The 23,415-nt window shown below is 45.0% G+C and carries 21 protein-coding genes; 14 read left to right on the top strand and 7 right to left on the bottom strand.

Annotated elements, in window-relative coordinates:
* Positions 1 to 9: 9 nt before the first annotated feature.
* The 9 genes from L3Q72_RS18860 (at position 10) to L3Q72_RS18820 (ending at position 8,364) form a co-directional block, all read left to right on the top strand.
* On the top strand, positions 10 to 504 hold the full coding sequence (locus L3Q72_RS18860; RefSeq protein ID WP_275133707.1) for a tripartite tricarboxylate transporter TctB family protein: 495 nt from the start codon (positions 10 to 12) through the stop codon (positions 502 to 504).
* A 12-nt stretch (positions 505 to 516) separates the two neighbouring features.
* Positions 517 to 2,043 carry a tripartite tricarboxylate transporter permease gene (locus tag L3Q72_RS18855; RefSeq protein WP_275133706.1) on the top strand — a complete coding sequence of 509 codons (1,527 nt, stop codon included), beginning with the start codon at positions 517 to 519 and terminating at the stop codon, positions 2,041 to 2,043.
* An 88-nt stretch (positions 2,044 to 2,131) separates the two neighbouring features.
* Positions 2,132 to 2,839, top strand: coding sequence for a transcriptional regulator NanR (locus L3Q72_RS18850; protein ID WP_275133705.1), 708 nt, complete (start codon positions 2,132 to 2,134; stop codon positions 2,837 to 2,839).
* A gap of 202 nt (positions 2,840 to 3,041) precedes the next feature.
* Complete coding sequence (locus L3Q72_RS18845; RefSeq protein WP_275133704.1) at positions 3,042 to 3,929, top strand: N-acetylneuraminate lyase; 888 nt, start codon at positions 3,042 to 3,044, stop codon at positions 3,927 to 3,929.
* Between the two features lie 8 nt (positions 3,930 to 3,937).
* Entirely contained in the window at positions 3,938 to 4,831 is an 894-nt protein-coding gene (locus L3Q72_RS18840) for an ROK family protein (RefSeq protein ID WP_275133703.1), read from the top strand.
* Positions 4,832 to 4,985: 154 nt separating this feature from the next.
* Positions 4,986 to 5,960 carry a sialic acid TRAP transporter substrate-binding protein SiaP gene (locus tag L3Q72_RS18835; RefSeq protein WP_275133702.1) on the top strand — a complete coding sequence of 325 codons (975 nt, stop codon included), beginning with the start codon at positions 4,986 to 4,988 and terminating at the stop codon, positions 5,958 to 5,960.
* Between the two features lie 55 nt (positions 5,961 to 6,015).
* Positions 6,016 to 6,525, top strand: a complete 510-nt coding sequence (locus L3Q72_RS18830) for a TRAP transporter small permease (protein ID WP_275133701.1) — start codon at positions 6,016 to 6,018, stop codon at positions 6,523 to 6,525.
* Positions 6,525 to 7,790, top strand: a complete 1,266-nt coding sequence (locus L3Q72_RS18825) for a TRAP transporter large permease (RefSeq protein ID WP_275133700.1) — start codon at positions 6,525 to 6,527, stop codon at positions 7,788 to 7,790. Before L3Q72_RS18830 ends, L3Q72_RS18825 begins: the two co-directional genes overlap by 1 nt.
* Before the next feature lie 70 nt (positions 7,791 to 7,860).
* Positions 7,861 to 8,364 carry a YhcH/YjgK/YiaL family protein gene (locus L3Q72_RS18820; protein WP_275133699.1) on the top strand — a complete coding sequence of 168 codons (504 nt, stop codon included), beginning with the start codon at positions 7,861 to 7,863 and terminating at the stop codon, positions 8,362 to 8,364.
* A gap of 54 nt (positions 8,365 to 8,418) precedes the next feature.
* Here L3Q72_RS18820 and L3Q72_RS18815 read toward each other — a convergent pair whose 3' ends face one another.
* Positions 8,419 to 9,600, bottom strand: a complete 1,182-nt coding sequence (locus L3Q72_RS18815; RefSeq protein ID WP_275133698.1) for a Bcr/CflA family multidrug efflux MFS transporter — start codon at positions 9,598 to 9,600, stop codon at positions 8,419 to 8,421.
* 338 nt (positions 9,601 to 9,938) lie between these two features.
* Here L3Q72_RS18815 and L3Q72_RS18810 point away from each other — a divergent pair, with 338 nt between their 5' ends.
* Positions 9,939 to 10,130: a hypothetical protein gene (locus tag L3Q72_RS18810; RefSeq protein ID WP_275133697.1), complete on the top strand. Its 192-nt coding sequence runs from the start codon at positions 9,939 to 9,941 to the stop codon at positions 10,128 to 10,130.
* Positions 10,131 to 10,184: 54 nt separating this feature from the next.
* Here L3Q72_RS18810 and L3Q72_RS18805 read toward each other — a convergent pair whose 3' ends face one another.
* Positions 10,185 to 11,516 carry an MFS transporter gene (locus L3Q72_RS18805; RefSeq protein ID WP_275133696.1) on the bottom strand — a complete coding sequence of 444 codons (1,332 nt, stop codon included), beginning with the start codon at positions 11,514 to 11,516 and terminating at the stop codon, positions 10,185 to 10,187.
* A gap of 440 nt (positions 11,517 to 11,956) precedes the next feature.
* Between L3Q72_RS18805 and L3Q72_RS18800 the strand changes: the two genes are divergently transcribed.
* Positions 11,957 to 12,973, top strand: coding sequence for a LysR family transcriptional regulator (locus L3Q72_RS18800; protein WP_275133695.1), 1,017 nt, complete (start codon positions 11,957 to 11,959; stop codon positions 12,971 to 12,973).
* Here L3Q72_RS18800 and L3Q72_RS18795 read toward each other — a convergent pair.
* Entirely contained in the window at positions 12,970 to 13,707 is a 738-nt protein-coding gene (locus L3Q72_RS18795) for a sulfite exporter TauE/SafE family protein (RefSeq protein WP_275133694.1), read from the bottom strand. The two genes, L3Q72_RS18800 and L3Q72_RS18795, sit on opposite strands and share 4 nt — an antisense overlap.
* A gap of 267 nt (positions 13,708 to 13,974) precedes the next feature.
* On the opposite strand from L3Q72_RS18795, the gene L3Q72_RS18790 reads away from it, so the two are divergent.
* The 3 genes from L3Q72_RS18790 to L3Q72_RS18780 all read left to right on the top strand — a co-directional run bounded on the left by L3Q72_RS18790 (position 13,975) and on the right by L3Q72_RS18780 (position 19,282).
* Positions 13,975 to 15,519, top strand: coding sequence for a DUF3369 domain-containing protein (locus L3Q72_RS18790; protein ID WP_275133693.1), 1,545 nt, complete (start codon positions 13,975 to 13,977; stop codon positions 15,517 to 15,519).
* Between the two features lie 237 nt (positions 15,520 to 15,756).
* The gene (locus L3Q72_RS18785) at positions 15,757 to 16,812 is read left to right on the top strand and encodes a spermidine/putrescine ABC transporter substrate-binding protein (RefSeq protein WP_275133692.1); all 1,056 of its coding nucleotides are present in this window, start codon (positions 15,757 to 15,759) and stop codon (positions 16,810 to 16,812) included.
* A gap of 1 nt (position 16,813) precedes the next feature.
* Positions 16,814 to 19,282 (top strand): EAL domain-containing protein, encoded by a 2,469-nt coding sequence (locus tag L3Q72_RS18780; protein ID WP_275133691.1) that lies wholly within the window; start codon positions 16,814 to 16,816, stop codon positions 19,280 to 19,282.
* Between the two features lie 160 nt (positions 19,283 to 19,442).
* Here L3Q72_RS18780 and L3Q72_RS18775 read toward each other — a convergent pair whose 3' ends face one another.
* The 4 genes from L3Q72_RS18775 to glgX form a co-directional block, all read right to left on the bottom strand.
* Positions 19,443 to 19,826, bottom strand: a complete 384-nt coding sequence (locus L3Q72_RS18775) for a hypothetical protein (protein ID WP_275133690.1) — start codon at positions 19,824 to 19,826, stop codon at positions 19,443 to 19,445.
* A 10-nt stretch (positions 19,827 to 19,836) separates the two neighbouring features.
* Positions 19,837 to 20,649: an SDR family NAD(P)-dependent oxidoreductase gene (locus L3Q72_RS18770; protein WP_275133689.1), complete on the bottom strand. Its 813-nt coding sequence runs from the start codon at positions 20,647 to 20,649 to the stop codon at positions 19,837 to 19,839.
* A gap of 229 nt (positions 20,650 to 20,878) precedes the next feature.
* On the bottom strand, positions 20,879 to 21,061 hold the full coding sequence (locus tag L3Q72_RS18765) for a hypothetical protein (protein WP_275133688.1): 183 nt from the start codon (positions 21,059 to 21,061) through the stop codon (positions 20,879 to 20,881).
* Positions 21,062 to 21,183: 122 nt separating this feature from the next.
* A complete protein-coding gene (glgX, locus tag L3Q72_RS18760; protein WP_275133687.1) occupies positions 21,184 to 23,145 on the bottom strand; it encodes a glycogen debranching protein GlgX in 1,962 nt (653 codons plus the stop codon).
* Positions 23,146 to 23,415: the final 270 nt, after the last annotated feature.

The raw sequence follows: 23,415 nt of genomic DNA, 5'->3' as shown, positions 1-23,415 counted from the left end.
GAAAGTACTATGTCAAGTAATGGCTATAAGAACCACAACCTTTTTGAAATGATCTGGGGTGTGGCTATGATTGGAATCTCCACTTATATTTATACAACATCTTCGTCGTTTCCACTTTTACCGGGTAACCCGGTAGGACCGGGCACTTTTCCTTCATTAGTGGCTGCTATTCTATTTCCGTGTGGATTATTTATCTTGAGCGTAAACCTCTTTACCCTCTATAAGGTCAAAAGATCTAATTCGCCATCAACCCTTAGTGTAAGCGCTAATCAGATTTTGCTGTTTGCTCTGGTTTTATTAGTTCCATTGAGCAATATCCTGCTTGCAGAACTATTAGGTTTTGCTCTTGTTTCAACGTTGGTTACAGCATTGCTAATGATTGTAATGCGCAGAGGAAAGATAGTATCGAGCTTTCTGATTGCTAGCTTTTCGGTAGCTCTGTTTAGTTGGATATTCACAGAATATCTGTTGGTTCCTCTTCCTACCGGAACAATCTTTCAATAATTAGGTTTCAACATGGATAATATATATTCTGCTGCTGCTTTGCTGCTGCAACCAGCAGTCTTTTTGGCGATCCTCGGTGGAGGGACCTTCGGTCTGGTAATGGGAGCAATGCCAGGTTTAACGGCAAGTATGACGTTGGCGTTGATGGTTCCGATTACGTTTTTTCTCGAACCGATCCCGGCATTAGCCATTATGGCTTCTGCTGGTACTATGGCTATATTTGCCGGGGATATACCGGGGGCATTACTAAAAATCCCTGGCACACCAGCATCAGCGGCATACTGTGATGATGCGCATGCTCTGACAAAGAAAGGTAAAGCTTATAATGCCCTTGGTCTGGGGCTGATTGCTTCTGTTATTGGCGGTTTTATAAGTGTGGTAATACTGGCATTTGGCGCTCCAATGCTTGCAAAGTTTGCTTTAAGCTTCAGTTCCTATGAATATTTCTGGTTAGCCTGTTTAGGCTTAAGTAGTGCCACTTTGGTCGCTTCTGATAGCCCGGCGAAAGGATTTAGTTCTTTGTTGATTGGCTTATTTATAGCTTCCATCGGACTTGATCAGACAACAGGTTACTCCAGGTTTACTTTTCATAATGTAAACCTGATGGGGGGAATCTCTTTTATTCCAGCTATGATCGGGGTATTTGCATTAGCGGAGGTGTTGAAAGTAGTTACTCAGAAAACTTTGCCCTCTGTTCAGTCCTCTAAGTATGAAATTGTAAAAAGCAATAAGTTAGAGTTGTTTCGTAAGTGCTGGCGCATGAAAGCAGGCATAACCCGTAGTGGTTTATTGGGTACTATTATCGGGGCTATTCCTGGTGCTGGTGCTGATATTGCTGCCTGGATAAGTTATGCACTGGCAAAAAAATTCTCTAAACAACCGGAACGATATGGTCATGGCTCTGAAGAGGGTATTGCCTCAGCATCGTCTGCGAATAACTCAAGTATTGCCGGAGGCTGGATCCCTAGTTTAGTGTTTGGAATTCCGGGAGATTCCGGTGCAGCCATTATAATCGGTGTACTGTATCTAAAAGATTTAGCTCCGGGGCCAACTCTATTTCTTTACCATCCTGAAGTTTTATATGCAGCATTTGGGGTGTTCTTTGTTGCTAACCTGCTGTTACTTTTCCTGGGTTTTGGCATGATTAATGTGTCATCTAAGCTGCTTAAGGTTCCATATCCTATACTTGGACCTCTTGTCCTGTTGTTTTGCGTGATGGGTTCATTTGCTATCAATAACTCCTGGTTTGGTGTGATGGTGATGCTTATTGCAGGTATTGTTGGTTGGGTCATGATCTACGCTAAAATCCCGGTTGCGCCCGCAATATTAGGTATGGTTCTTGGGCCGCTTTTAGAAAAGAACTTTCTTACATCAGTGGTCAAATCCGGTTCAGAGTTAACGGCGTTTTTTGACCGACCTGTTTCGTTCACGCTTGGTAGTCTGACAGTGATAATTTGGTTATGGATGATTACAAAGACGGTTGCCTCCCCATTGATTACCCGGAAAAGAGCGATGAATGAAAGGTTGAGCCTGGATTAAATCAGCCACTGGGATTGTCTGTTGCGAAGTGGTTGGTATACTAAGGTACTATGTAGATAGGTTAATTGATAAGTATAGAGTAGGTAATATGAAAACACTGGTGACTCGTCGTCCAATCGCAAGACGAAAACTATCTGAGATTGTAGAAGAAGAGCTGGAATTAATGATCCGACAAGGCGAGTTTGCTGAGGGAGAACAGTTGCCTTCTGAACGAGAAATGATGGCTATGTTTGATGTAGGCAGACCTTCCGTCCGTGAAGCTCTGTCTGCGTTAAGTCGCAAAGGTTTAGTTAAGATAACCAGTGGTGAACGTGCCCGGGTAAGCAGACCATCTCCAGAAAGTATTATTGCTGAACTGTCTGGTATGGCAAAAGACTATTTGCACTCACCGGGTGGTGTCAGGCATTTTGAGCAATTAAGGCAGTTTTTCGAGTCCAGCCTTGTTCGCTACGCGGCGGAACATGCTACCGACGAACAAATTGAGGTTCTGAAAGTTGCACTGGAAAACAACTATAACTCGATGAACAGTCCGGAGTTATTTAGTAAGACAGATGTTGTTTTTCACCGAATGCTAGCGAGTATTCCTGAAAATCCAATATTTCTTTCGATACATCAGGCTATGGTCGACTGGTTGATCACGGCGAGAGCTTCAGTGAAAGATCCGCATGCCTTAGCGTTGACAAGCTACAATCACCACAGTGAAATTTTTGAGGCAATCAAAGCGCATGATCCAGACAGAGCGGAACAGGCACTGAGAGATCATCTTGATAACGTTTACGAGACCTATTACAGCTAAGTTCACAGCTATTTAACCTACAATAAAAACCAAACCGCCAGTGACTGAAGTCACTGGCGGTTTTTTTTGGCTTATAAATTCGATCCAGGCTTAAGGATCTGTGATCCAATTAAAACAAATGGGTATTTTCTACAAACAATACTGGTGTACTGGTATAACAGGTGTATAGTTGTACCAGATGTTAAAGACAGGAGAATATGAGATGAGCCATCTAGATGGTATTTATGCAGCAACGCTAACCCCGTTCAACAACGATGAGTCCGTGGATTTTGATGGTGTTAAGGCGCTAATAAAAAATGCACAGAAGCAAAAATTGGACGGTGTATATGTGGGCGGTTCGACGGCAGAAGCTTTCATGATGAATGTTTCTGAGCGAAAAGCTGTGCTTGAAGCAACGGCGGATGCTGGTGTGGAAGGAATGAAAATGATTGCCCATGTGGGCAGCATTCGCACAATGGACTGCTGCTCTCTGGCTAGTTCCGCTAAAGCAAACGGCTATGATGCCGTATCAGCGGTCACTCCGTTCTATTATCCATTTGGGTTTGATGCGTTAGTTGAGCACTATCAGCGCATTATCGAAGCTGCGGATGGATTGCCAATGGTCATTTATAACTTCCCTGCGATGAGTGGTGTGAAACTGAGTGCAGAGCAGATCGCTAAGCTTATGAATCTTGAAAATGTGGCTGCACTAAAACAGACCTCTGGTGACATGTATCAGATGGAACAGTTGGCTGCAGCTTATCAGGAAAAGACCATTTTCAACGGTTTTGATGAAGTTTTCTTAGCGGGTCAAATGGCAGGCGCAAAAGGTGGTATAGGCAGTACATACAATGTCATGGGTTACCGTTATGCCAATATTATTCAGGCTCTTAAACAGAATGACATAGAGACGGCACGAGCTGAGCAATTTAAAGCGAACCGGGTCATTGATGTTCTTTGTGATGTAGGTGTTCTTCCGGGCCTGAAATATATCCTTAAAAAGCAGGAAGTGATTGCTAATGATCGTGTTCGCAGACCTCTGCAGCAGTTGACTCGTGAGCAAGAAAGCAAACTTGATCAGCTATTTGAACTCGACTTACTACAGAAATAGGTTAAGTGATGCGCGCAGGAATTGATATTGGCGGAACAAAGATCGAAGTCGTTGTTTTAGACGACGAAGGAAAACTCTGTTTTGTTGAACGCATAGCCACTCCCACAGATAGCTATATAGCATTTATTGATGCGCTCAGTGAGTTAGTTATGCGTGCGGATAACCAAGTGGGGCCACTATCCAGTATTGGTATTGGTTGTCCGGGAGCTATATCACCGGACACCAACACAATCAAAAATGCCAATTGTCAGGTACTGAACGGTCACAACTTAGCAGCAGATATGGCAGAGCGTTTTGCTTTGCCGGTAAAGATTGCTAACGATGCTGACTGCCTGGCTCTGTCTGAGTTTAAAGATGGTGCGGCTAAAGAGGCTGAAAGCTCATGTTTTGCGGCCATTCTTGGTACTGGTTGTGGTGGGGGCATTGTTATTAATGGGCAATTAGTTACTGGTGTGAATCGTATAGCAGGTGAATGGGGACACAACCCGCTTCCTGACTGGGATAGAGTTGAAGACGGCCCTGCCCACGACTGTTATTGCGGTAGATACCGATGCCAGGAGAGCTTTATTTCAGGTACCGGATTTGCCCGCAATTTTTATGAGATATATGGGCGCAGGATTTCTGCTAAAGAAATTATCGATCTGGCGAAAGCCGGTGATGATCAGGCGATGGCGCATATGAGCAGATTGTATGATCAATTAGCTCGAGCTTTCGCCTCCGTTATTAACTTAATTGATCCTGAAATTATTGTGTTAGGGGGAGGGTTATCAAATCTGGAAAGTATCTATGACGAAGTACCTAAGATTTGGGGTGAGTATATTTTTTCAGACCACGTTCATACGAAATTAGTAAAAGCACAACATGGCGACTCTAGCGGTGTGAGAGGAGCTGCTTGGCTATAATTCAAGTGGAATATGTAAACGACTTGAATAAGTAAAACTGTACCAAACTAGAAATATAAATAGATTTTGTAACGTCTAACGGCGCAACGATAAATTAACTGGTGTAAATGGATGATAGTGCAAAAGGTATCATCCTGAATCAACGGAGATAACGATGAAACAATACAAATTACTTACTTCCTGCATAGTGGCCGGACTTGCAATGAGCGCGTCAGCATCTGTTTTTGCTGAAAAAACCTTAAAGTTCGGTCTGGAGGGTTCACTGACATCTCCAACCTATATGGGAGCACAGAAAGCAGCAGAAGTACTGGAAGAGCTATCTGATGGTGAGCTGAAAATGAATGTGTACCCGGCATCTCAATTGGGAAATGTTCATGACATGCTGGAGCAAGTATCTGTTGGGGAGTTGGACTTTACCATGCAGGTATTTGGTGGCATGGCACGATATGTACCACGCCTGGAAACTCTCGAAACAGCTTATGTTGTAAGGGACTTTGAACACCTGCAAAAAATCTTTAACAGTAGTTGGGGTAACGAGGTTAAGAAAGAGTTAGTTGACAACTTCCAGTTACGCCCGATTGATAACTGGTATTTTGGCTCTCGTCAGACAACTTCTAATAAACCGCTTAATTCTTACGAGGACTTTAAAGGGCTGAAACTAAGAGTACCAAATGCAAAAGCATTGGTGAACTTTGCTAAGGCAGCTAAAGCTCGCCCGACACCAGTTGCCTTTGCCGAGGTGTACCTGGCCCTGCAGACCAATGCCGTGGATGGTCAGGAAAATCCGTTGCCAACTATTGAATCTATGAAATTCTATGAAGTACAAAAGAACATCGCAATGACGAACCATGTGGTTCAGGATCAGGCTATTGTTGCTTCTGAAGATACCTGGAATTCGCTATCCGCTAAGGAAAAGGAATGGGTTATGTCAGCTATCGAAGCTGGCGGCAAATATAATAACCAACTGGTAAAAGAGAAAGAGCAGAATCTAATCGACTTCTTTAAGTCAGAAGGGGTGAACTTTACCTACCCTGATCTTAAGCCATTCCGCGATGCGATGGGTGAGTACTATGCTGAAGTGGACGAGCGCTATGGTGCTAAAACTGTAGATACTTTGTCTAAGCTGTAAGTGAAATGCCCTCGCACCGTTTATTGAGGCGAGGGCTAAAATAGGATTCGTAACCATGTTTAGTCTTTTTAAGAATGCAGAGCGAAATATTGCGGTCGTACTCTTTATTCTTTTATTTTGTACACTTGTTCTGCAAATTTTCAGTCGTTATTTACTTGATATGTCCATTGTTTGGACAGAAGAATTGTCCCGCTGGCTCTATATCTATGTCGTTATGTTAGGAGCAAGTGAAGCTGTCGCCAAACGAGATCATATTGCGGTTGATCTTGTTCCTAATCTGCTAAAACCGAAGGCAAGAGCTCTTCTGTTTATTGTTATCCATACGATTTACCTGGTGACATGTATTTACCTGGTAAAGCTGGGATATAAATCCACCCTGAGGATGCACCGGTTAGAAGCCATCACCATGGATGTACCTGTATCTGCTGTGTATGTGATTGTTCCGGTGGGATTCGCATTAATGGCGTTCCGTTCACTTATTGCCATCGTTGAAGACTGCAAGGTGCTGTTTAGAAAGCATTCCTGCAGCGTACGAGGTCAGGCTCAAAAAGAGGAATTGAAATAATGTTTGGTTTATTTGCTGGTTGGGGCGCGTTATTAGCCTTGGGTATGCCGGTAGCGATGACATTGCTCGTTGTATCGGTCATTTATCTTAGTTTCAACGGTGGTATTGCTCTGGCTCCACAGAAAATGCTGGCTGGCCTTGATTCATTTCCTTTGCTTGCTGTTCCTTTTTTTATTTTTGCCGGGCTACTGATGAATAGCGGGGGTATCACTGAGCGGATGTTCCGTTTTGCCAAAGCGCTTCTCGGTCATTATACCGGTAGTCTTGGTCATGTGAATGTACTTGCCAGTTTGCTATTTTCAGGCATGTCTGGTTCTGCACATGCAGACTCAGGTGGCTTAGGGCAGCTGGAAATAAAAGCGATGCGGGACGAGGGCTATCATGATGATTTTTCCGGTGCGATAACTGCTGCGTCAAGTGTTATCGGGCCACTTATGCCACCAAGTATCCCTATGGTTATCTACGGTGTAACATCCGGTGCTTCAATTGGAGCTCTGTTCATTGGTGGTATTGTTCCTGCTTTGCTCTGCTCTGCTGCGCTGATGACCCTTGTCTATGTTATCGCTAAAAAACGTGGTTATCCTGTTCATCCGCGTGCTACCCGGCAAGAACTATGTACATCTTTTAAGGGAGCCGTTTTACCATTGCTTACTCCGGCGATCATCATTGGCGGTATATTTTCCGGTTTTGTAACACCCACTGAGGCTGCTGTAATAGCTTCATTGTACGCATTGTTTTTGGGGTTTGTGGTATACCGCGAGCTTGATGGGGCTAGGTTACTGGAAATAATACGCGAGACGGTGAATACATCAGCTGTTATAGGTCTTCTTATTGCGGGAGTGAGTTTATTTGGTTATGTGGTGGTAAAAGAGCGTATACCACAGCATGCAGCTGAGTTCTTTTTAGATTTTACAGACAATCCAATTATTTTCATGCTGGCTATCAACCTGATGTTGTTGGTACTTGGTGCCTTCATTGAAACCTTAGCTCTGTTGCTGTTGGTTGTGCCAATCTTATTGCCTGTAGCAGTTTCTATGGGAATTGACCCTGTTTATTTCGGTGTGGTGATGGTACTTAACATGATGCTTGGGATCCTGACACCTCCGATGGGAGTTGCACTATTTGTCGTCGCTAAAGTGGGTAACATCCCGTTCCCGGTACTTGCTCGTTCGGTTGTTCCTTTCCTGTTACCTCTATTTGCGGTGCTTATTCTCGTGATCCTTTGGCCTTCCCTAGTCATGTTTTTACCTAATTTGTTGATGTAGCTTAGGGGGACGCTACTTCATCTTTTGGGGGCGACCCACGATGCGCCCCCCTTTTTTTTAAGGAAATAATATGATTTATATAGATATTGATAAGTGTTTCGAAGCGGATTTTTTACCAAAGGCAATAATGAAAGGTCTTGCGTTTATCTCAGGTTTAGACCCCGAGAAGTCAATGCCTTTTGGTCGTTATGAAATAGAGGGCGATCGAATTTTCGCCAATCTTATGGAGTATAATACGGAAGCTAAAGCTGATAAATTGCCCGAGGTTCACTTGGATTATATTGATATTCAGGCTCTGCTTACCGGGAAAGAAACGCTGTATTTTGGCGATAAAGCCACTGATGAACATATCCTGCCAGTGTATAAGCAAGACAACGATTTTGCCTTGCTGGATAGTATTGAAAATGAACAAGAGCTGAGGTTACAGCCAGGTAAGTGTGCCATCCTTTTTCCTAAAGAGCCTCATACTCCTGGTTGTATATTTAAGCCAGGTACTACCGAAAAAGTTATTAAGGTAGTAGTGAAAGTTCATAAAGATTGTATTGATGAATCTTCAGGTATTAATTTGTTGTGAAAGATCCATTGAGACAGAGGTTGCTGAATTATTACTATGATTCTTTATTTTATGTCAGATCTTTCTGGCAAAAATAACATAACAGGCTGTAGAGCCAAGTGCACAAAGCACCATACTCAGTACCAGTGTCATCAGTACGTTATGAGGTGAGCCGGCGATAACGGCTCCAAGTACTGCGGATATGCCAAATTTCGCGGTACCGGCCAGACCTGAGGCTGTACCTGCAAGCTCTGAATAGCGGCTTAGCAGCAAGCCCATACAGTTACTCCCGATCAGTGTGCAGGGGCCGATATAGAGCATAATACTCGGTACCAGATACCAAATGCTTAATTCAAGGAACCAGACGCAGGCAAGCCCTACGCATGAGATCAGCATGATGGTCAGGCCCAGTCTGAGCATATGGTGAATACCAAATATTCTGAGAAAGCGGGCATTTATTGTGGTCAGAAGAAACATGGTGACTATGTTTAGCGCAAACAGATAGCCGAAGTACTCGATGTCTACGCCAAAGTATTCGATATAAACAAATGAACCGACTGTCAGGAAAGCGAACATGCCGGTAAATGCCAGGGAGTCACACAGAATAAGACCCAGCGAGGCCGGACTTTTCAGAACGGCAAAATAGTTTCTGAAGATAGAGGAAAATGCCAGTGGCTGACGCTTTTCCTCTCCGAGTGTTTCTTTTACTTTTGCAAGAATCAGTACAATGATAACAGCGGCAATAAGAGTCAGAAGGATAAATATCGATTGCCAGCCAAAGTAGACGGTGATGTAACCACCAAGCATTGGCGCGATAAGCGGGGCAACTGTCATGACCAGGCTGACCAGTGACATCACGCTGGCAAATTTCTCGCGGTCAAACATATCCCGGATGATGGCCATTAGAACAACGGCACCGGCGGCTCCTCCTAAACCCTGAACAAAACGTATCAGAGTAAGCGCTAGAATTGAGTCTACAAATGCACAGCAAATTGCGGAAACACCAAACAGGGCAATACCTGAGATAAGAATTGGCCTTCTTCCGTAGCGGTCGGAAAGGGGGCCATGGATCAACTGACCTATTGCAAAGCCTGCAACATACGTGGTTAACGTAAATTGGACCGCGTTACTGCTGGTTTGGAGATCGGCCGCCATTTGAGGCATTGCTGGAAGGTACATATCCATTGCAAGTGGAGTCAACCCGGCGATTATCCCGAGTATTATCATCAGACAAGGTTCTAATTTGGTTGCGGTCATAATTAAGGATCTGGTGCTAATGATGGGCGGTATCCGCAAAACAGCGGGTCGGTAGTAAACAATCAATAATAAGCATATTTTTAGTAATTGCCATTTCACCTATGAGAAGTGCTTTTGTATATTTGGGGATGGCTTGGCGATATTGGCATAAGTGACCAGGGCTCTGCCTTTGCTAGCATCTAATTTATTTAATTTCTGCTACACGAGTGGCAGAGTTTGTGATACATTGTTGATGTAAATCAATAAAGGATCGATATGTAGTGCCGTTTGTACTCGTTATTATGAGTGCGAGAGTAAATCCTTTTCAGTCTCAGATTTAATTATGTAAAGAGGAATTTATGACGGAACTTGGTTTGTCATTGTTTGACGCGATGTTGCTGGTGATTAGCCTTGTCGCAGTAATGAATTATATCAGGATGATTCTGACGTCAGGATCAGCCGGTCAGAAGGTATATACCCAAGAGTTGTGGGTGGAGAAGGGAAAGCGAGCATCATTGCCAACAAAGTCAGTCATGGTGTTTAAAGCTTAAACAATAAAAGCCCCTTCTCCGAGTCGGTGAGGGGGCTTTTTTAATTGAGAATTATTAGTTTGTAGCTTCTTGTGGTCTGCTTGTTGCGTTGCCCGCTTTTTCTTCAAGAGCGATGCGCTCAGGGTCATATGTCTTGCGAATTAGCATAAAGCACAAGGAGCAAAGAAGGGCAAGAGGAATAAAGGTCATAAATGATACGCTGTAAGAACCGGTCATATCATTCATTACTGCCAGGTATGTCATACCAATACTCATACATACCATCTGGAATCCATAAACCCAGCGATAGATGTTTACAAATTCGTTGCGGCCAAATACCCATGCAATGATTGATGGCATTAGATTAGGCATACCACCCACACCTAGGGATATACAGAATAGTGCGATGTAGATTAGGTACATGTTGTCTGGGCCACCAAAGGCGAAACCTGCTGCACCGATAACATAGGCTAGGGAAAATACAGCGTTTGTTTTAGGTGTGCCGATTTTATCATCCAGCCATCCCCAGAAGTAGCTAAGAGGCATGCCACCAAGTGCCATAGCAGACATCATAAATAGGGCAGAGTCGAGTTCGACGCCAGAACCGGTAAGAATCGGGATTACCTGGCTCATAATACCTGCCATCATCAGACCACCAATTAAACTCCATGCAATGGTTAGATACCAAAACTCTTTACAGGTTAATAGTTTTGTAATTGGCCATGCTGTCTTGTGGTTTTTCTCAGCCTCTCGGGCTGCTTCAAGTTCAGCGCGCTCTTCATCTGTAAAAGGAATACCATCAGGATCGAAGCCGTGGTCTTCAGGTTTTTCTTTCATTGCCCAGATGCCTAACACCCCACAAAATGCGATAACAGAACCAAGGCCTGTATAGAAATCTACAAAGCCTACCTGTTGGAATACTTTCATACCGATTGGCGTGAAGGTCGCCGTACTTAATGGTGCAGAAATGGTTACAATTCCAAAAATTATACCTTTATAGCGAACAAACCAGTTAGCGATTAGCCCCCCCTGAATAAGCATCAAGACCGGAGTCAGTATGGTCAGAATAGTCTGAATAACCATAATACCTGTCCAGCTATCGACTCGTCCCATCATCGCTACCGCAATACCGCACAAAATAATAGACGGCACTCCAATGCTTTTGAATCCATGCTTCATGATCAAGGCACCAGCAATGATACCGGCAACAACGCCAACCAGTCTTACGGCTGATATTGCTCCCATGATTTCTCCGGGATTCATATGAAATTTTTCTACCAACGCCGGCATCAGTATGTTCATACTGTCTGGCCCGGCGATGGTCAACTGCAGGTACATAGTTACAAACACATAGACAACCACGCCTAACGCTTGAGGTTTAAAACCTTTTTGGAGTACATGTTCCATGTTTTCCTCTCAGATATATATTTTTGCTTCAGGTAAACACGGCCTTATATAGTGTTGGGGCAGAAGTTGACCGTGCAATTTATTGGATATTTTTTGTTATCTTCAGAAACAGTACTCCTGGATAAAAGAACGAAAAATGGCATTCATGGGACATCCCCTTCGATGAATGAAATATGAAGTGTGATGATTGTCTAAATATCTTTCGAAATTAGAGTTGAGTCACACAGATATTTCATAGGGTCTTATTAAAAAAACGCTTTGTTCCATTTAAGAAACCGCAGCTTCACGTTTTTAATAAATGATAATGAATGGAGATTGATAGATTATGGAGAAATTGTGGAGGTTAAGCTGTGGTGTCTCATTGTGAAAAAAAACACTTTTGTTATTGCTGCCGGATTGTGTATTTTTATACCTAATCATAGGAGAGAGCGGTATTTTTTATGACAAATAGTTCTTATGGATTTATCCAAAATGAAAGTCATCTGACCGCTGTTCCACCCCAGCTTGTCGTAAAAATGCTGTTCTTTCTGGAGCTGATAAATGCGGGTTCAATAACCAATGCCTCAGAAGCGTTAGGTGTATCTAAAAGTACCGGCTCCCGCTGGCTTAGCGATCTGGAAACGGAGCTTGGCCTTACTCTGTACCAGAGAAACAATCCCAAACAGAGACTGACTGAAGCGGGGGCATTCCTGTATGATAAACTCTCTTCGGTGAATGCGGATATCAGCTTTATTGTTAATGAGTTAGGGCAGTTTAATTCTGAGGTCATAGGCAGAATAAAAGTATGCTGCGGTCCCACCCCTTTTTACGTTGAAGATGTAGTGCTTGCGCTGATCAACGATTTTATTCAGCAGAATTCTCAGGTTGATATTCAGCTACTAGTCACTCCTCGAGCGGTTGATCACCATCAGGAGAGTGATTTTGTGATATCTGCAATTTCCGGAAGCGCAGCAGAGAAAGAGCCGGATCTTCGTTTAGTCTGCAAAAACCTTCTTAAACAAAAGTTTGTTACCGTGGCTTCCCCTGAATATATAAAAGAGCACGGTGAGCCTCTTGTTCCCGGCGATCTCGTTGAGCACCGCTGTTTATATTCGAAAACCTTTCCCGATAATAATGAGTGGATTTATAAAGACTCCGGGCAAATCATTCCTACGAAAATAGAAAAAACGCTGGAGCTTTCGGATGCAAAAATGCAGCTTTCTGCGGCTCTTGGCTCTATGGGGATAAGCTATTTACCCGAATATATCCTTTATCCATACTTAAAAAGCGGACGTCTTGTAAAGTTACTGGAAGAGTACGAAACAGACGACTGGTTTCTTAATATCTATTATCATCCCCGGCAGTTTATGACTCACTGCGTTAAAGAGTTTAAGACGTTTTTCCTTGAGCACCATGAGGAAACCGTCGCGCAATTTAAGCAGCGACGGACAAAACATGTATTCGAAGCGGAAGGTTAACCCAGCAGGCCTGAATAGAACAGCTTTCCACCGGACAGCAGCAGGAGGAAATAACAGATCTTATACACCTGCTCCTGCGAAATAACCTGAAGAAGGTAAACACCCAGTTTAACGCCCACAGGAGCAAGAGGGATTAACACCAGAGAGGTGAGCAGATTCTGACTGTCAAACTGACCAAAGTAAGTATAAGGGATCAGTTTGATAAAATTCATGATGGCAAAAAACACCGCCATGGTTCCGACCATAACACGCTTATCCAGTTTTTTAGGCAGCAGATAAATGCTGATAGGGCCGCCACCGGCATGGATCATGGTACTGGAAATGCCGGATATCAGGCTCCAGAAGTAGCCGGCGAATTTGCTGGTCTGTTTGCTGTTTCCTTTCAGGTAGTACTGCAGGCAGAAAAGCAGCGATATGCCGCCGATAAAGAGCTCTACAAATCTGTCTGAGACCATTCCCATAATCGCAGAGCCCACCAGGATGCCAAGTAAGGCAGATGGCAGCATTAATTTGATTTCTGCAAAATCGCAGTGCCTGACATGATAGCGGACGGCAAAAAAATCCATAACGCACAAAATAGGCAGAAGGATGGAGGCGGCCTGAAAAGGTGGGGTTGTCAGGGCCATCAGAGGTACAGCGATAACACCAAGTGCACCGCCAAATCCTCCCTTACCTATGCCGTAAACCAGCACAGCGGGAATGGCTGTCAGATAAAAAAACAGGTCGGTGATCATGGGGGCACCCTGGAGTGGATTATGGAATATTAGCCATTGTATTTTAATCAGTTAGCCTGAAGAACGGCACAGAAGGAAAGTGGTATTCGATATATGAAAAGTATGTGCAATACGAGGAATAAAAATTTAATTTAATGAGTTACAAGTTAATACTACATAAAGCTAACAACTAGCCTGCAAAAAATTCACAAACATCTTGATTTTATTTAATAATGGTTCAGCCTATTAGTATGGCTATCAGAAGTTTTATTGCATGATGAGGTGCACATGGATTTGTTTGCTGACCAACGAAATACAGATAAAGAAGCTCCCGGACAAAGTAAGAGTAAAGAGCAGCATAAGCCCTGGACCATTCTTTTGGTGGATGATGACTACCAGATGCACCAGATCACTCAGTTAGCCTTAAACGGATTTGAATTTCGCGGACGAAAGCTGGAACTCATCTCGGCTTATTCCGGCGAAGAAGCGAAAAAAATATTCCAGGAGAGAGAGGGTATCGCTCTTGCGCTTGTCGATGTTGTGATGGAGACGGATCATGCCGGTCTGGATCTTATCAAATATATACGCAATGACCTGAAAAACCGGATGACACGCCTGGTATTGCGCACCGGTCAGGCGGGGCAGGCACCGGAAGATTTAGTTATTCAGGAATATGAGATAGACGATTACAAAGAAAAGACCGAGCTGACTACGCAAAAACTCAGAACGCTTCTCTATTCTATGCTGCGCTCATACCTTGACCTGTGCATTATTGAAGAGCAGAAAAAGGGGCTGAGTCAGGTAATTGAAGCTTCCGCCAATGTTCAGAATACCAACACACTGAAGACTTATGCCACAGCGGTTCTGGGGCAGGTTACCTCTTTGCTGAACCTGGAAGCGTCTGCATTTTACTGCGTTGTACCTGCATCTCAGGATGAGAGTGAGCGCAGAGCCCTGACACTGGCGGCGACTGGGGAGTATGTTGAGTGCTATCCGAAGTTTTCACTGGACTTACTGCCGGAGTTGGTTGCAGAACGTTGTCAAAAGGTACTGGATGAGAAAGAGACTATGTATTATTCGGATGCCTGTATTTTCTATTCCTTTAACGACCGTGGGATTTCCAGTCTGCTCTATATCAATCTGAATGCCGATTTGACCGATCTTGAACGTCAGCTTCTGGATATCTATATGCAGAATATTTCGCTGACCTTTGAAAATCTCAATCTGATGATTGATCTTCAGGAGACATCTAAAGAGCTGGTTTACAGTCTGGCCAATGCGGTGGAAGCCAGAAGCAAAGAGACCGGGACTCATGTTCAGCGTGTGGCAACCATGAGTGAGATGCTGGGGCGTTACTACGGCCTGCCTGAGCAGGAAGTCACCATGATAAAGCATGCTTCTCCTTTGCATGATATCGGTAAGGTTGCGGTTCCGGACCATATCCTCCATAAACCCGGCAAGCTGGACAATGGCGAATGGGCTGAAATGCAAAAGCATGTTGAATATGGTATCGATATCCTCAAGAGCTCTAAGCGGGAACTTATTGTGTTAGCCAGAGAAATTGCCACCTTCCACCATGAAAAATGGGATGGCACCGGCTATCCGAATCAGCTAAGCGGAGAAGATATCCCTGTTGCCGGCCGTATCACGGCGCTTGCTGATGTTTTTGATGCTCTGGGTTCACTCCGCTGTTATAAAGACCGCTGGAGTGATGAGGAAATAAAGAAAGAAATTACATCACAAAGGGGCAAACATTTTCAGCCTGAACTGGTTGATATTATGCTGGAGAACTGGGATGAGTTTGTTGCAGTGCGTGAAATGTATCCGGACTAGATTTCTGCGCAGGCTTATTGATATATAAGAAAATAATTCAGGAAGAATACATAGTCAGAAAGAGGCAGAAGATATGCATATGTTCACCGTTTTGGTAAATAAACCATGCGTTTTCTGCTATCCCTACTAATATAAAGATTATATAAAAAGATTAATAACCCATCGCTGTTGTAATGAGCCTGAGTGTGGCAAAGAATCACACCGCCGTTAGCGAATGTTAAGGCTAGGTATCATAATTTGAAAACAGGCACTTTACACAGGGTGGTCTTGTCTATTCTCCTTGGTTTGTTCTGCCAGGAAGTCAGCGCACACCATCCCAACCGATTGGTCATTCTCAACTGGGCAGATTATCTGGACCCGGCGATAGTGGCTGATTTTGAAAAAGAGTACCAGGCCGAGATTTCCGAAATTCTCTACGAATCTGATGAAGAGCGCACCAATATGCTGGTTGCTAACAGTGCTGAGGGTTATGACCTGATCCTGTGTGCCGGTATTGATTTGGCAACCTATGCGCGCAACGGCTTTATCATTCCCCTGGATTTTGCTCAGATTCCAAATAGTCAGTTTATTTCACCGCGCTGGAAATCAGCGTTTGAACAATCCCTCAGTTATGGCCTTCCTTACTTCTGGGGAACCATAGGTGTTATCTACAGAAGCGATCTTATCCAGCCTAAAGCACAAAGCTGGCAACTGCTGTTCACCCCGCCGGATAAGCTAAAGGGGCGTATTGGTATGATGACCGATGGAAGGGATCTTATCAGTATGGCTTTAAAAGCACTGGGGTATTCCGTTAATTCGGTGCTGCCAGGTGAGCTGAGTCAGGTTGAAAAGCTGCTGGTCAGTCAGAAACCTTTTGTGCGCTCCTATCAGTATGTGAACCTGGATGAGGATTCAGAGCTGATATCAGGCGATATATGGGCATCGATGATGTATAACGGTGACGCGCTTATGGTGATGGAACACAGTGACGACCTTAAATTTTATGTACCGGATGAGGGAACAAACCTCTGGGTCGACTACTTTTCTGTGGGAGCAAAAGCCCATAATCCTGAACTGGCCTACGCTTTTCTCAATTATATTAATTCGCCTGAGATTGCAGCAAGGCAGGCTTTATACACTTACTACGCATCCCCTAATAACGCGGCGATTAAATTGCTGCCGGAGGAGGTGTTAAGTAATCCGGTTATTTACCCGTCTAAAGAGGTGATTTCCCGCTCTGAGTTTTATCACCCTTTGCCTTCAAGGCAATATCTGCGCAGGCAAAAGTTAAGCGCTAAGGTACTGAGTGACTGATATGAAGCTGGGTACCAAGATTTCATTAGCCATTGTGCCGCTTATCTCCATTCCGTTATTAATTGTCGGGATTTATGGTTATTTAACCCTGTGGCAGGTAAATACCTCTCACAGTAAGGCTCAGATTGAAGATCATCTGAGCCAGCTTTATGACGATTATCAGTCGAAGGTTTACTTTGCTCATTTTGCCCTGAAATCAATGGCAAACGGCTTATTAATGAGTCAGTACATGCGGATTGAAAAAGAAGAGGACAGATACAACCTGATGTATAAGCCGATGTATACCCGGCTTAAGTCCATGCAGCTTGCTAATCCGAATCTTTACGAAGTCCGCCTTATTATGCCGGACGGATACGAAGAGCTAAGAGTGGTTAACGGCAGTATCCCGAATGCAACCGATGATGAATCCGGATCTGAATACTTCAGTCAGCTTGAGTTTGGCAGCAAGGGGTACAATCAGTATGTCGGAGTTAACCCGGATACTGAAAAGCTGGCGCTGTATGTGACTATTCCGGTGATTATCAGGGACAGGGCCACCGAAACCTTTACCTCTGAGCCAAAAGTGAAGGGATACCTCAGTGTTACTCAGAATATTAACAGACAGACTGAAGCGCGATTACCGGCACCGTGGCAGAAAGGAATGCTGCTGTTGTCAGGCTCCGGTGGCGGTGAACCTTCGCAGATTTATTCTGAACAGGGCGGACAACACAGGGTGACAAAGCAGGAAATTGACCTGTTAACACACCTGAAACTTAATCAGTGGCAGGAGGTGAATATTCTGGGTGAGAAAATGCACCATATAGCCTCACCGTTAAACAGCTCCACATGGCTTCATGCGTTAATTCCCAATAGCAGTCTTCTCGGAGCCAGTTCAAAGCTCAGCTATTTTATTCTTCTGCTATCTGCTGTTGCCATTTCAGCTTCTATCCTGCTGGCCATGTTTGTTCTGAATTCTCAGATCCTGAGCAGAATTGCTAACCTGAGCCGGGCTGTGAAGAAGCTAAACAGTGAGAGGAAAATTACCGTTATTGATAAACGCTACAATGACGAAATCGGAGAGCTGATTGGTGAGTTCAATAAGATGAGTGCTGAGTTGCACCACTCAAGTGAACGAATTCAGAATCTGGCTTATCTTGATTCTCTGACGGCGCTCCCTAACCGTTTTATGTTTCACAAGACTTTAGACCGGGTAGCAAAGCAAGCGGAGAGAGATAATTGTGTTGTTGCCCTGCTGTATCTGGACTTAGATAACTTTAAAAATGTAAACGATAATATGGGACACCTGACGGGGGATCATCTGTTGCAGCAGGTTGCCAACAGACTAAGAGAGTGCCTGCGAGCTGAAGATACGCTGAGCCGGGTGAATCCGACGGATCCTTCTGATAATCTGTCGCGCCTTGGGGGAGATGAGTTTACCATTCTTATCCCAAGGCTGAATGCACCCCACCATGCCCGGAGTATCTCAAAACGCATACTTTCCTCTCTGTCAGAGCCTATTGTGATCGATGAGCATGTATTTTATGTCAGTGCCAGTATCGGAATTGCGCTGTGGCCAAATGACACCAGAGATACGGAAGAGCTGGTGGCATTTGCTGATCAGGCTATGTATCAGGCCAAGAACAGCGGTAAGAACAAATATAAATACTTCTCTCCAGAGATAGGTATGATGACCAAGGAGAGAGCGACACTGGAGCAGCATCTGTACCGTGCTATCGATGAGAGCAGTTTTACACTTCACTATCAGCCGATAGTGGACAGTGAGAATCATAAAATCCAGTCATTCGAGGCGCTGATCCGCTGGCAGAGTGCCACTTTAGGAAATATCTCACCGGCGAAGTTTATTCCCATCGCAGAAGAGAACGGCTCTATTATCCGCATTGGAGAGTGGGTTCTGGAAGAGGTGTGCCGGCAAATCAACCGTTGGAAGAGCGAAGGCCTGGATGAGTTTAAGGTCGGTGTAAATTTATCAGCGCAGCAGATCACCAGTGTGCAGGTGACCAATACCATTCAGTCTATTTTGAGTCGCCATGGTATCTGCCCTGAGAACATCTATTTTGAGCTGACCGAGTCTTCGGTGATCAAAAGTGAAGAAAATGCCATCAGAAACATTGAACGCTTAAGGGGTGGTGGTTATCAGATTGCACTGGATGATTTTGGTACCGGATATTCATCGCTCAGTTACCTTCAGAAGCTTCCCATCGATATTCTGAAGATAGACAGAAGCTTTATCAGCAATATCTCTGACGGAGTCAACGCAGAAATATTTAAAGGCATTGTGGATGTTGCCCGCGCTCTGAAACTTCAGGTTGTTGCCGAGGGGATAGAAGAGCAGGAGCAACTGGAGTTTCTGCCTAAGGAGCAGGGGGTCATGATACAGGGCTTTCTGTTTAGCCGTCCTTGTCCTATCGATGATGCGGTGAAGCTTCTGCAACGCCAGAGAGCGGTTTCAGAGCATATCTGGTCTATCTGAGCAGCGGCTTTTCAGGGGACAGCTTTCACACCTGGGGGTCTTGTTGCAAAATCTCTGAGCATGCTCAACCATCAGGCCGTGGTAATAGGCGTAGAGCTCGGTGTCTTCAGGCAGAGCCTGCTGCATCATTTCTCTGAACTTATCGTAGCTTTTAGGTACATTAAGCCCGTTGCGGGTGAATATTCAGCAGTTCATGACGAAGCTGATCTTTAGGCTCTTTCTGAACTGCCTCAATGCTGTAATTGTACCGGGAAAACCAGGTGGTCAGTGCTTTCAGTTTTTTCGCTTTCTGATTGTAGTATCCGCTTGGCCGGATCTTCTCAGCCAGTTCCGCTTCCGGCATCCGGGAGACAGCCTCCGGATGCAAGTTGCTGCCCAGGTTTTCCAACGCCTTTTCAGCGTTCTTCCAGTTTGTATTCTGAACCAGAATCGCCCCGAGCATCACTTCATAGGGTTTGTCTCTGTGCCACCAGTCGAACTTGCCGTAATAAGATGCAAGTTGATCAAAAACCTCATTTATCAGAGCATGTTCAGACCGGTTCAACGCAGGGTTCCTATAATGTTTTTTCCGCCAGTATTTTCTCGATTGCAGCGACCAGCTTTCTGTTTTTAGCCGTATCCAGCGCATCCGGATGTGGCGCGGCAAAGCGGCCTGAGTCGTTATCAAAGTACTTACCGGAAGCGTCCGCAAACTCTTCAGATAGCGCAGCGCGGCAAAGAATATCAGCGCCAATACCCAGATCGCCCCCGGTCACACCATAGGCTTCCTTCACCATTTTGCTGCCCAACATAGAGGCCGGGTTAACAGAAACGACAGAAGGGCCTTTGTCTTTCAGAACTTCTGCCAGTTCCGTTGACCACATGGTAATGGCCAGTTTGCTCTGCGCATAGACCATACCGTCAGAAGAGCCTGCATTGCTGCTTGCCAGTGCTGTAAGGTCTACCGGAGCCTGGGCTGCAGAGGAGAGGTTTACCACGCGTGCTGAAGTGCCAAGCAGCGGCATAAGACGCTGGGTGAGCAGGTATGGAGCTATGGTATTCACCACAAAGCGTACATCCAGTTTGTCCTGAGTGGTGGCCTGAGACACATTGTATACGCCGGCGTTATTGATAAGCACATCAAGCTTTTGATGCTTAGCCGCCACAGCCACAGCAAATGCTTCGACATCTGCGATACGGGACAGGTCGCATTCATAGCTTTCAACAGGCCCTGCATCCGGAAGCTGAGAAAGCATTTCCTCTGCTGCTGCCAGCTTAGCAGCGCTGCGGCCATGAATAAGAACATGGTGGCCCAGTGATACCAGCATTTTCGCCGTTTCCAGTCCGATACCGTCAGTGGAGCCGGTGATAAGAATCGTTTTTTGCATCTGTCTGTCCGTTGCTTTGGTTGAATACCAATCCCAGCAATCACTGAACAGCTAATTACTGGTATTGGTATAAGTTGTAAGTAGGTTATCAGCTTATCAGCTTTCCGGAGGGCTGATTATCAATAGTTTCTTAAAACTGTTTCGCCTTCCTGGCGGACAGGCATTTTTCATGAGGAAAGTAACGGATCAGCGCATAAAGAAATGCGCTGATTCTGGGCGGGTGAAAAAATTAGTCGTCAAACTCTGCTTCGTTTGAACGAGTAAACTGATCGTTTTCACAGCAGGGGCATGAAGGGAGAATAAAATTATCCTTAACCACAACAATAGCAAAGTGGCATTGTGTACAGATGTACACTCCAACTCCCGGAGTCTCCCCTGACTGATAGGTGTCCTTATTTTGATGATTATCCATCTAATTTACTTCCTGGTTCCCTGAGCTGCTTTATACAAATATAGTCGCTTTTTTATCAGGCATCGGGCGAATATATTGCGTCAGCTCCCATACTGTAAACCTTGGGTTCAAAAAAGAACCCGTCAGTTTTTCCCTTTTGCGTGCAAAATTGCAAGCGACATTGGTGCCATTAACATGGTGGCATTCAGACGTCTCGGAGTGATATCACGAAGATTGGTATCACAGATAGTAATCCACTCTTGCCTGCTGTCTGTCGGCAGTTTAAAGGTCACCGGCAGACTGGACTGATTCATAAGATAGATCATCTCATTACCGTCTTCGCCGATGCCCAGATGCAGTGCAACCGCAGTTAACTGGTTCCAGTCATCATGCTCCATATGCATACCATCCGGTCTGCGCCACCCTACACGGTTTTTATTTCGCTGATCGTCACTGAAGGCTTGCACAAACGGAACCATGTATTTAATTCTGGCCTCAACCATCTCGCCCAGCCATTTACGGAAATGGTCTTTTCTGTCCGTTGGCGACCAGTTTAGCCAGCTAATGGCGTTGTCCTGGCAGTAGGCGTTGTTGTTGCCCCGCTGTGAGTGGGACAGAATATCGGCACTGAGAATATGCGGGATACCGAAGGAGAAGAGCAGGCTCGCAAGGAAATTGCGCTTCTGCTTTTCCCTGACCGCTTTAATCAGCATATTGTCAGTTTCACCTTCATGACCATAGTTATCGGAACGGTTGTCACCGTGTCCGTCATGGTTATGTTCTCCGTTCGCCTCATTGTGCTTGTGCTTGTAGGAGACCAGGTCCTGAAGGGTGAAGCCGTCATGGTAGGTAATGTAGTTTACCGTCAGCTTATGCGGCCAGCGGCTGGCGCTGTAGATATCACGCGAGCCCATCATCCGGGTGGCAAATTCTTTCAAAAAGCCGTGATCGCCTCTCCAGAAGCTTCTGGTGATGTCTCTGAACTTATCGTTACATTCGTTCCAGCCATCCGGGAAACCGCCCACCTGATAGCCGTTAGGGCCGATATCCCACGGTTCTGCGATAAGTTTCACTTCTTTCAGCACAGGATCCTGCGCAACGGCTTTGAAAAACGGCGAATGGTAGTTGTACTGATCGCCATCCCGTCCAAGCGTTGCTGCCAAATCGAAACGGAAACCGTCGATATGGAACTCAGATACCCAGTAGCGCAGTGAGTCCATTACCAGATTAAGCGCTGGCTGGTGCATCAGGTTCACTGTGTTACCTGTACCGGCAAAGTTTGCAAAGTGCGGGCCGTGTTTAATGTAAAAATACGGGTCCAGCATTTTAAGGTTAAATTCAGGGCCACCGTTACCGCCTTCAGCGGTGTGGTTGTAAACCACGTCCAGGATCACCTCAATGCCGTTGCGGTGCAGCTCGCGCACCATGGTTTTCATTTCGGTAACAGCATCTTCATGGGCGTAGCGCGGATCCGGCACCATAAACAGGTACGGGTTATAACCCCAGTAGTTCACCATTCCCATATTGAGCAGGTGAGGTTCGTGCATACAGGCCGCAACCGGTAGCAGCTGTATGGTCGTGATGTTCTGTTCTTTGAAGAACTTCAGCATAGGTTCGCTGACCATACCCAGATAACGTCCCTGCTGAGAAGGCAGGATTTTAGGGTTGAGTTTGGTCATGCCCTTAACATGGGTTTCAAAGATAACCGTCTCTTCTCGCGGTATTCTTGGCGGCTCTGTGCCTTCCCAGTCAAAAGCGTCTTCAGTGACAACGCACTTAGCGATGTCCCATGTTTTTTCACTGCTAAATGGTGATGAATAATGTAGTGGCTTATCTATCGCCTTTGCATAAGGATCAGAAAGCAGGTGCGGGCCTTCTTCTGTTTCAACAACGTATCCGTATCTTTGTCCGGCTTTTACTTCCGGTACGTATATATGCCTGTTGCCCGCATAGCTGTCTTCAAGCGGGTAAAGGTCGTAATCATCTTCACCATTAAATAGTGCTAATGAAATATCAGGGCAATTCGGCGCATATATCGAGAAATTACAGCCATTACTATCCAGTGTTGCACCTAATGGATAGGGGCGTGAGCGCATTTTTGTCATTTTTTAGTTCTGTTTAAATTTGTCTAGAAGCTTCTGAATCTAAAGTTAATGCTCTTATCGAATAAAGGCAACATACCTTACTGTAAATAAACTCTGGTTCTCAGAAATTGTTTTGTCTTACTTTTTTGATGAAAATTTGATGACCGTAACATTTTGTATCCCATTTTTGTCCGGTTTTCCCTGTTCCTCCACCCTAAATCAGTGATCTTGCCAACAAATTCCCGGAAGGTGCTGCCTTCTCCTCCTGTCTACTCCCCCCAAAATTAATGC

The organism is Vibrio sp. JC009, from assembly GCF_029016485.1.
GTDB lineage: Bacteria > Pseudomonadota > Gammaproteobacteria > Enterobacterales > Vibrionaceae > Vibrio.
Note: the sequence above shows the minus strand (reverse complement) of the source record. Positions and strands in the feature narration are given on the sequence as shown.

Bases quoted from the DNA above. Each gene is read 5' to 3' on its own strand.
- L3Q72_RS18805 (WP_275133696.1), bottom strand. From the start codon at position 11,516: ATGGAACATGTACTCCAAAAAGGTTTTAAACCTCAAGCGTTAGGCGTG.
- L3Q72_RS18800 (WP_275133695.1), top strand. From the start codon at position 11,957: ATGACAAATAGTTCTTATGGATTTATCCAAAATGAAAGTCATCTGACC.
- L3Q72_RS18830 (WP_275133701.1), top strand. From the start codon at position 6,016: ATGTTTAGTCTTTTTAAGAATGCAGAGCGAAATATTGCGGTCGTACTC.
- L3Q72_RS18825 (WP_275133700.1), top strand. From the start codon at position 6,525: ATGTTTGGTTTATTTGCTGGTTGGGGCGCGTTATTAGCCTTGGGTATG.
- L3Q72_RS18815 (WP_275133698.1), bottom strand. From the start codon at position 9,600: ATGACCGCAACCAAATTAGAACCTTGTCTGATGATAATACTCGGGATA.
- L3Q72_RS18770 (WP_275133689.1), bottom strand. From the start codon at position 20,649: ATGCAAAAAACGATTCTTATCACCGGCTCCACTGACGGTATCGGACTG.
- L3Q72_RS18765 (WP_275133688.1), bottom strand. From the start codon at position 21,061: ATGGATAATCATCAAAATAAGGACACCTATCAGTCAGGGGAGACTCCG.
- L3Q72_RS18790 (WP_275133693.1), top strand. From the start codon at position 13,975: ATGGATTTGTTTGCTGACCAACGAAATACAGATAAAGAAGCTCCCGGA.
- L3Q72_RS18845 (WP_275133704.1), top strand. From the start codon at position 3,042: ATGAGCCATCTAGATGGTATTTATGCAGCAACGCTAACCCCGTTCAAC.
- L3Q72_RS18860 (WP_275133707.1), top strand. From the start codon at position 10: ATGTCAAGTAATGGCTATAAGAACCACAACCTTTTTGAAATGATCTGG.
- L3Q72_RS18820 (WP_275133699.1), top strand. From the start codon at position 7,861: ATGATTTATATAGATATTGATAAGTGTTTCGAAGCGGATTTTTTACCA.
- L3Q72_RS18780 (WP_275133691.1), top strand. From the start codon at position 16,814: ATGAAGCTGGGTACCAAGATTTCATTAGCCATTGTGCCGCTTATCTCC.
- L3Q72_RS18795 (WP_275133694.1), bottom strand. From the start codon at position 13,707: ATGATCACCGACCTGTTTTTTTATCTGACAGCCATTCCCGCTGTGCTG.
- L3Q72_RS18835 (WP_275133702.1), top strand. From the start codon at position 4,986: ATGAAACAATACAAATTACTTACTTCCTGCATAGTGGCCGGACTTGCA.
- glgX (WP_275133687.1), bottom strand. From the start codon at position 23,145: ATGACAAAAATGCGCTCACGCCCCTATCCATTAGGTGCAACACTGGAT.
- L3Q72_RS18840 (WP_275133703.1), top strand. From the start codon at position 3,938: ATGCGCGCAGGAATTGATATTGGCGGAACAAAGATCGAAGTCGTTGTT.
- L3Q72_RS18855 (WP_275133706.1), top strand. From the start codon at position 517: ATGGATAATATATATTCTGCTGCTGCTTTGCTGCTGCAACCAGCAGTC.
- L3Q72_RS18810 (WP_275133697.1), top strand. From the start codon at position 9,939: ATGACGGAACTTGGTTTGTCATTGTTTGACGCGATGTTGCTGGTGATT.
- L3Q72_RS18850 (WP_275133705.1), top strand. From the start codon at position 2,132: ATGAAAACACTGGTGACTCGTCGTCCAATCGCAAGACGAAAACTATCT.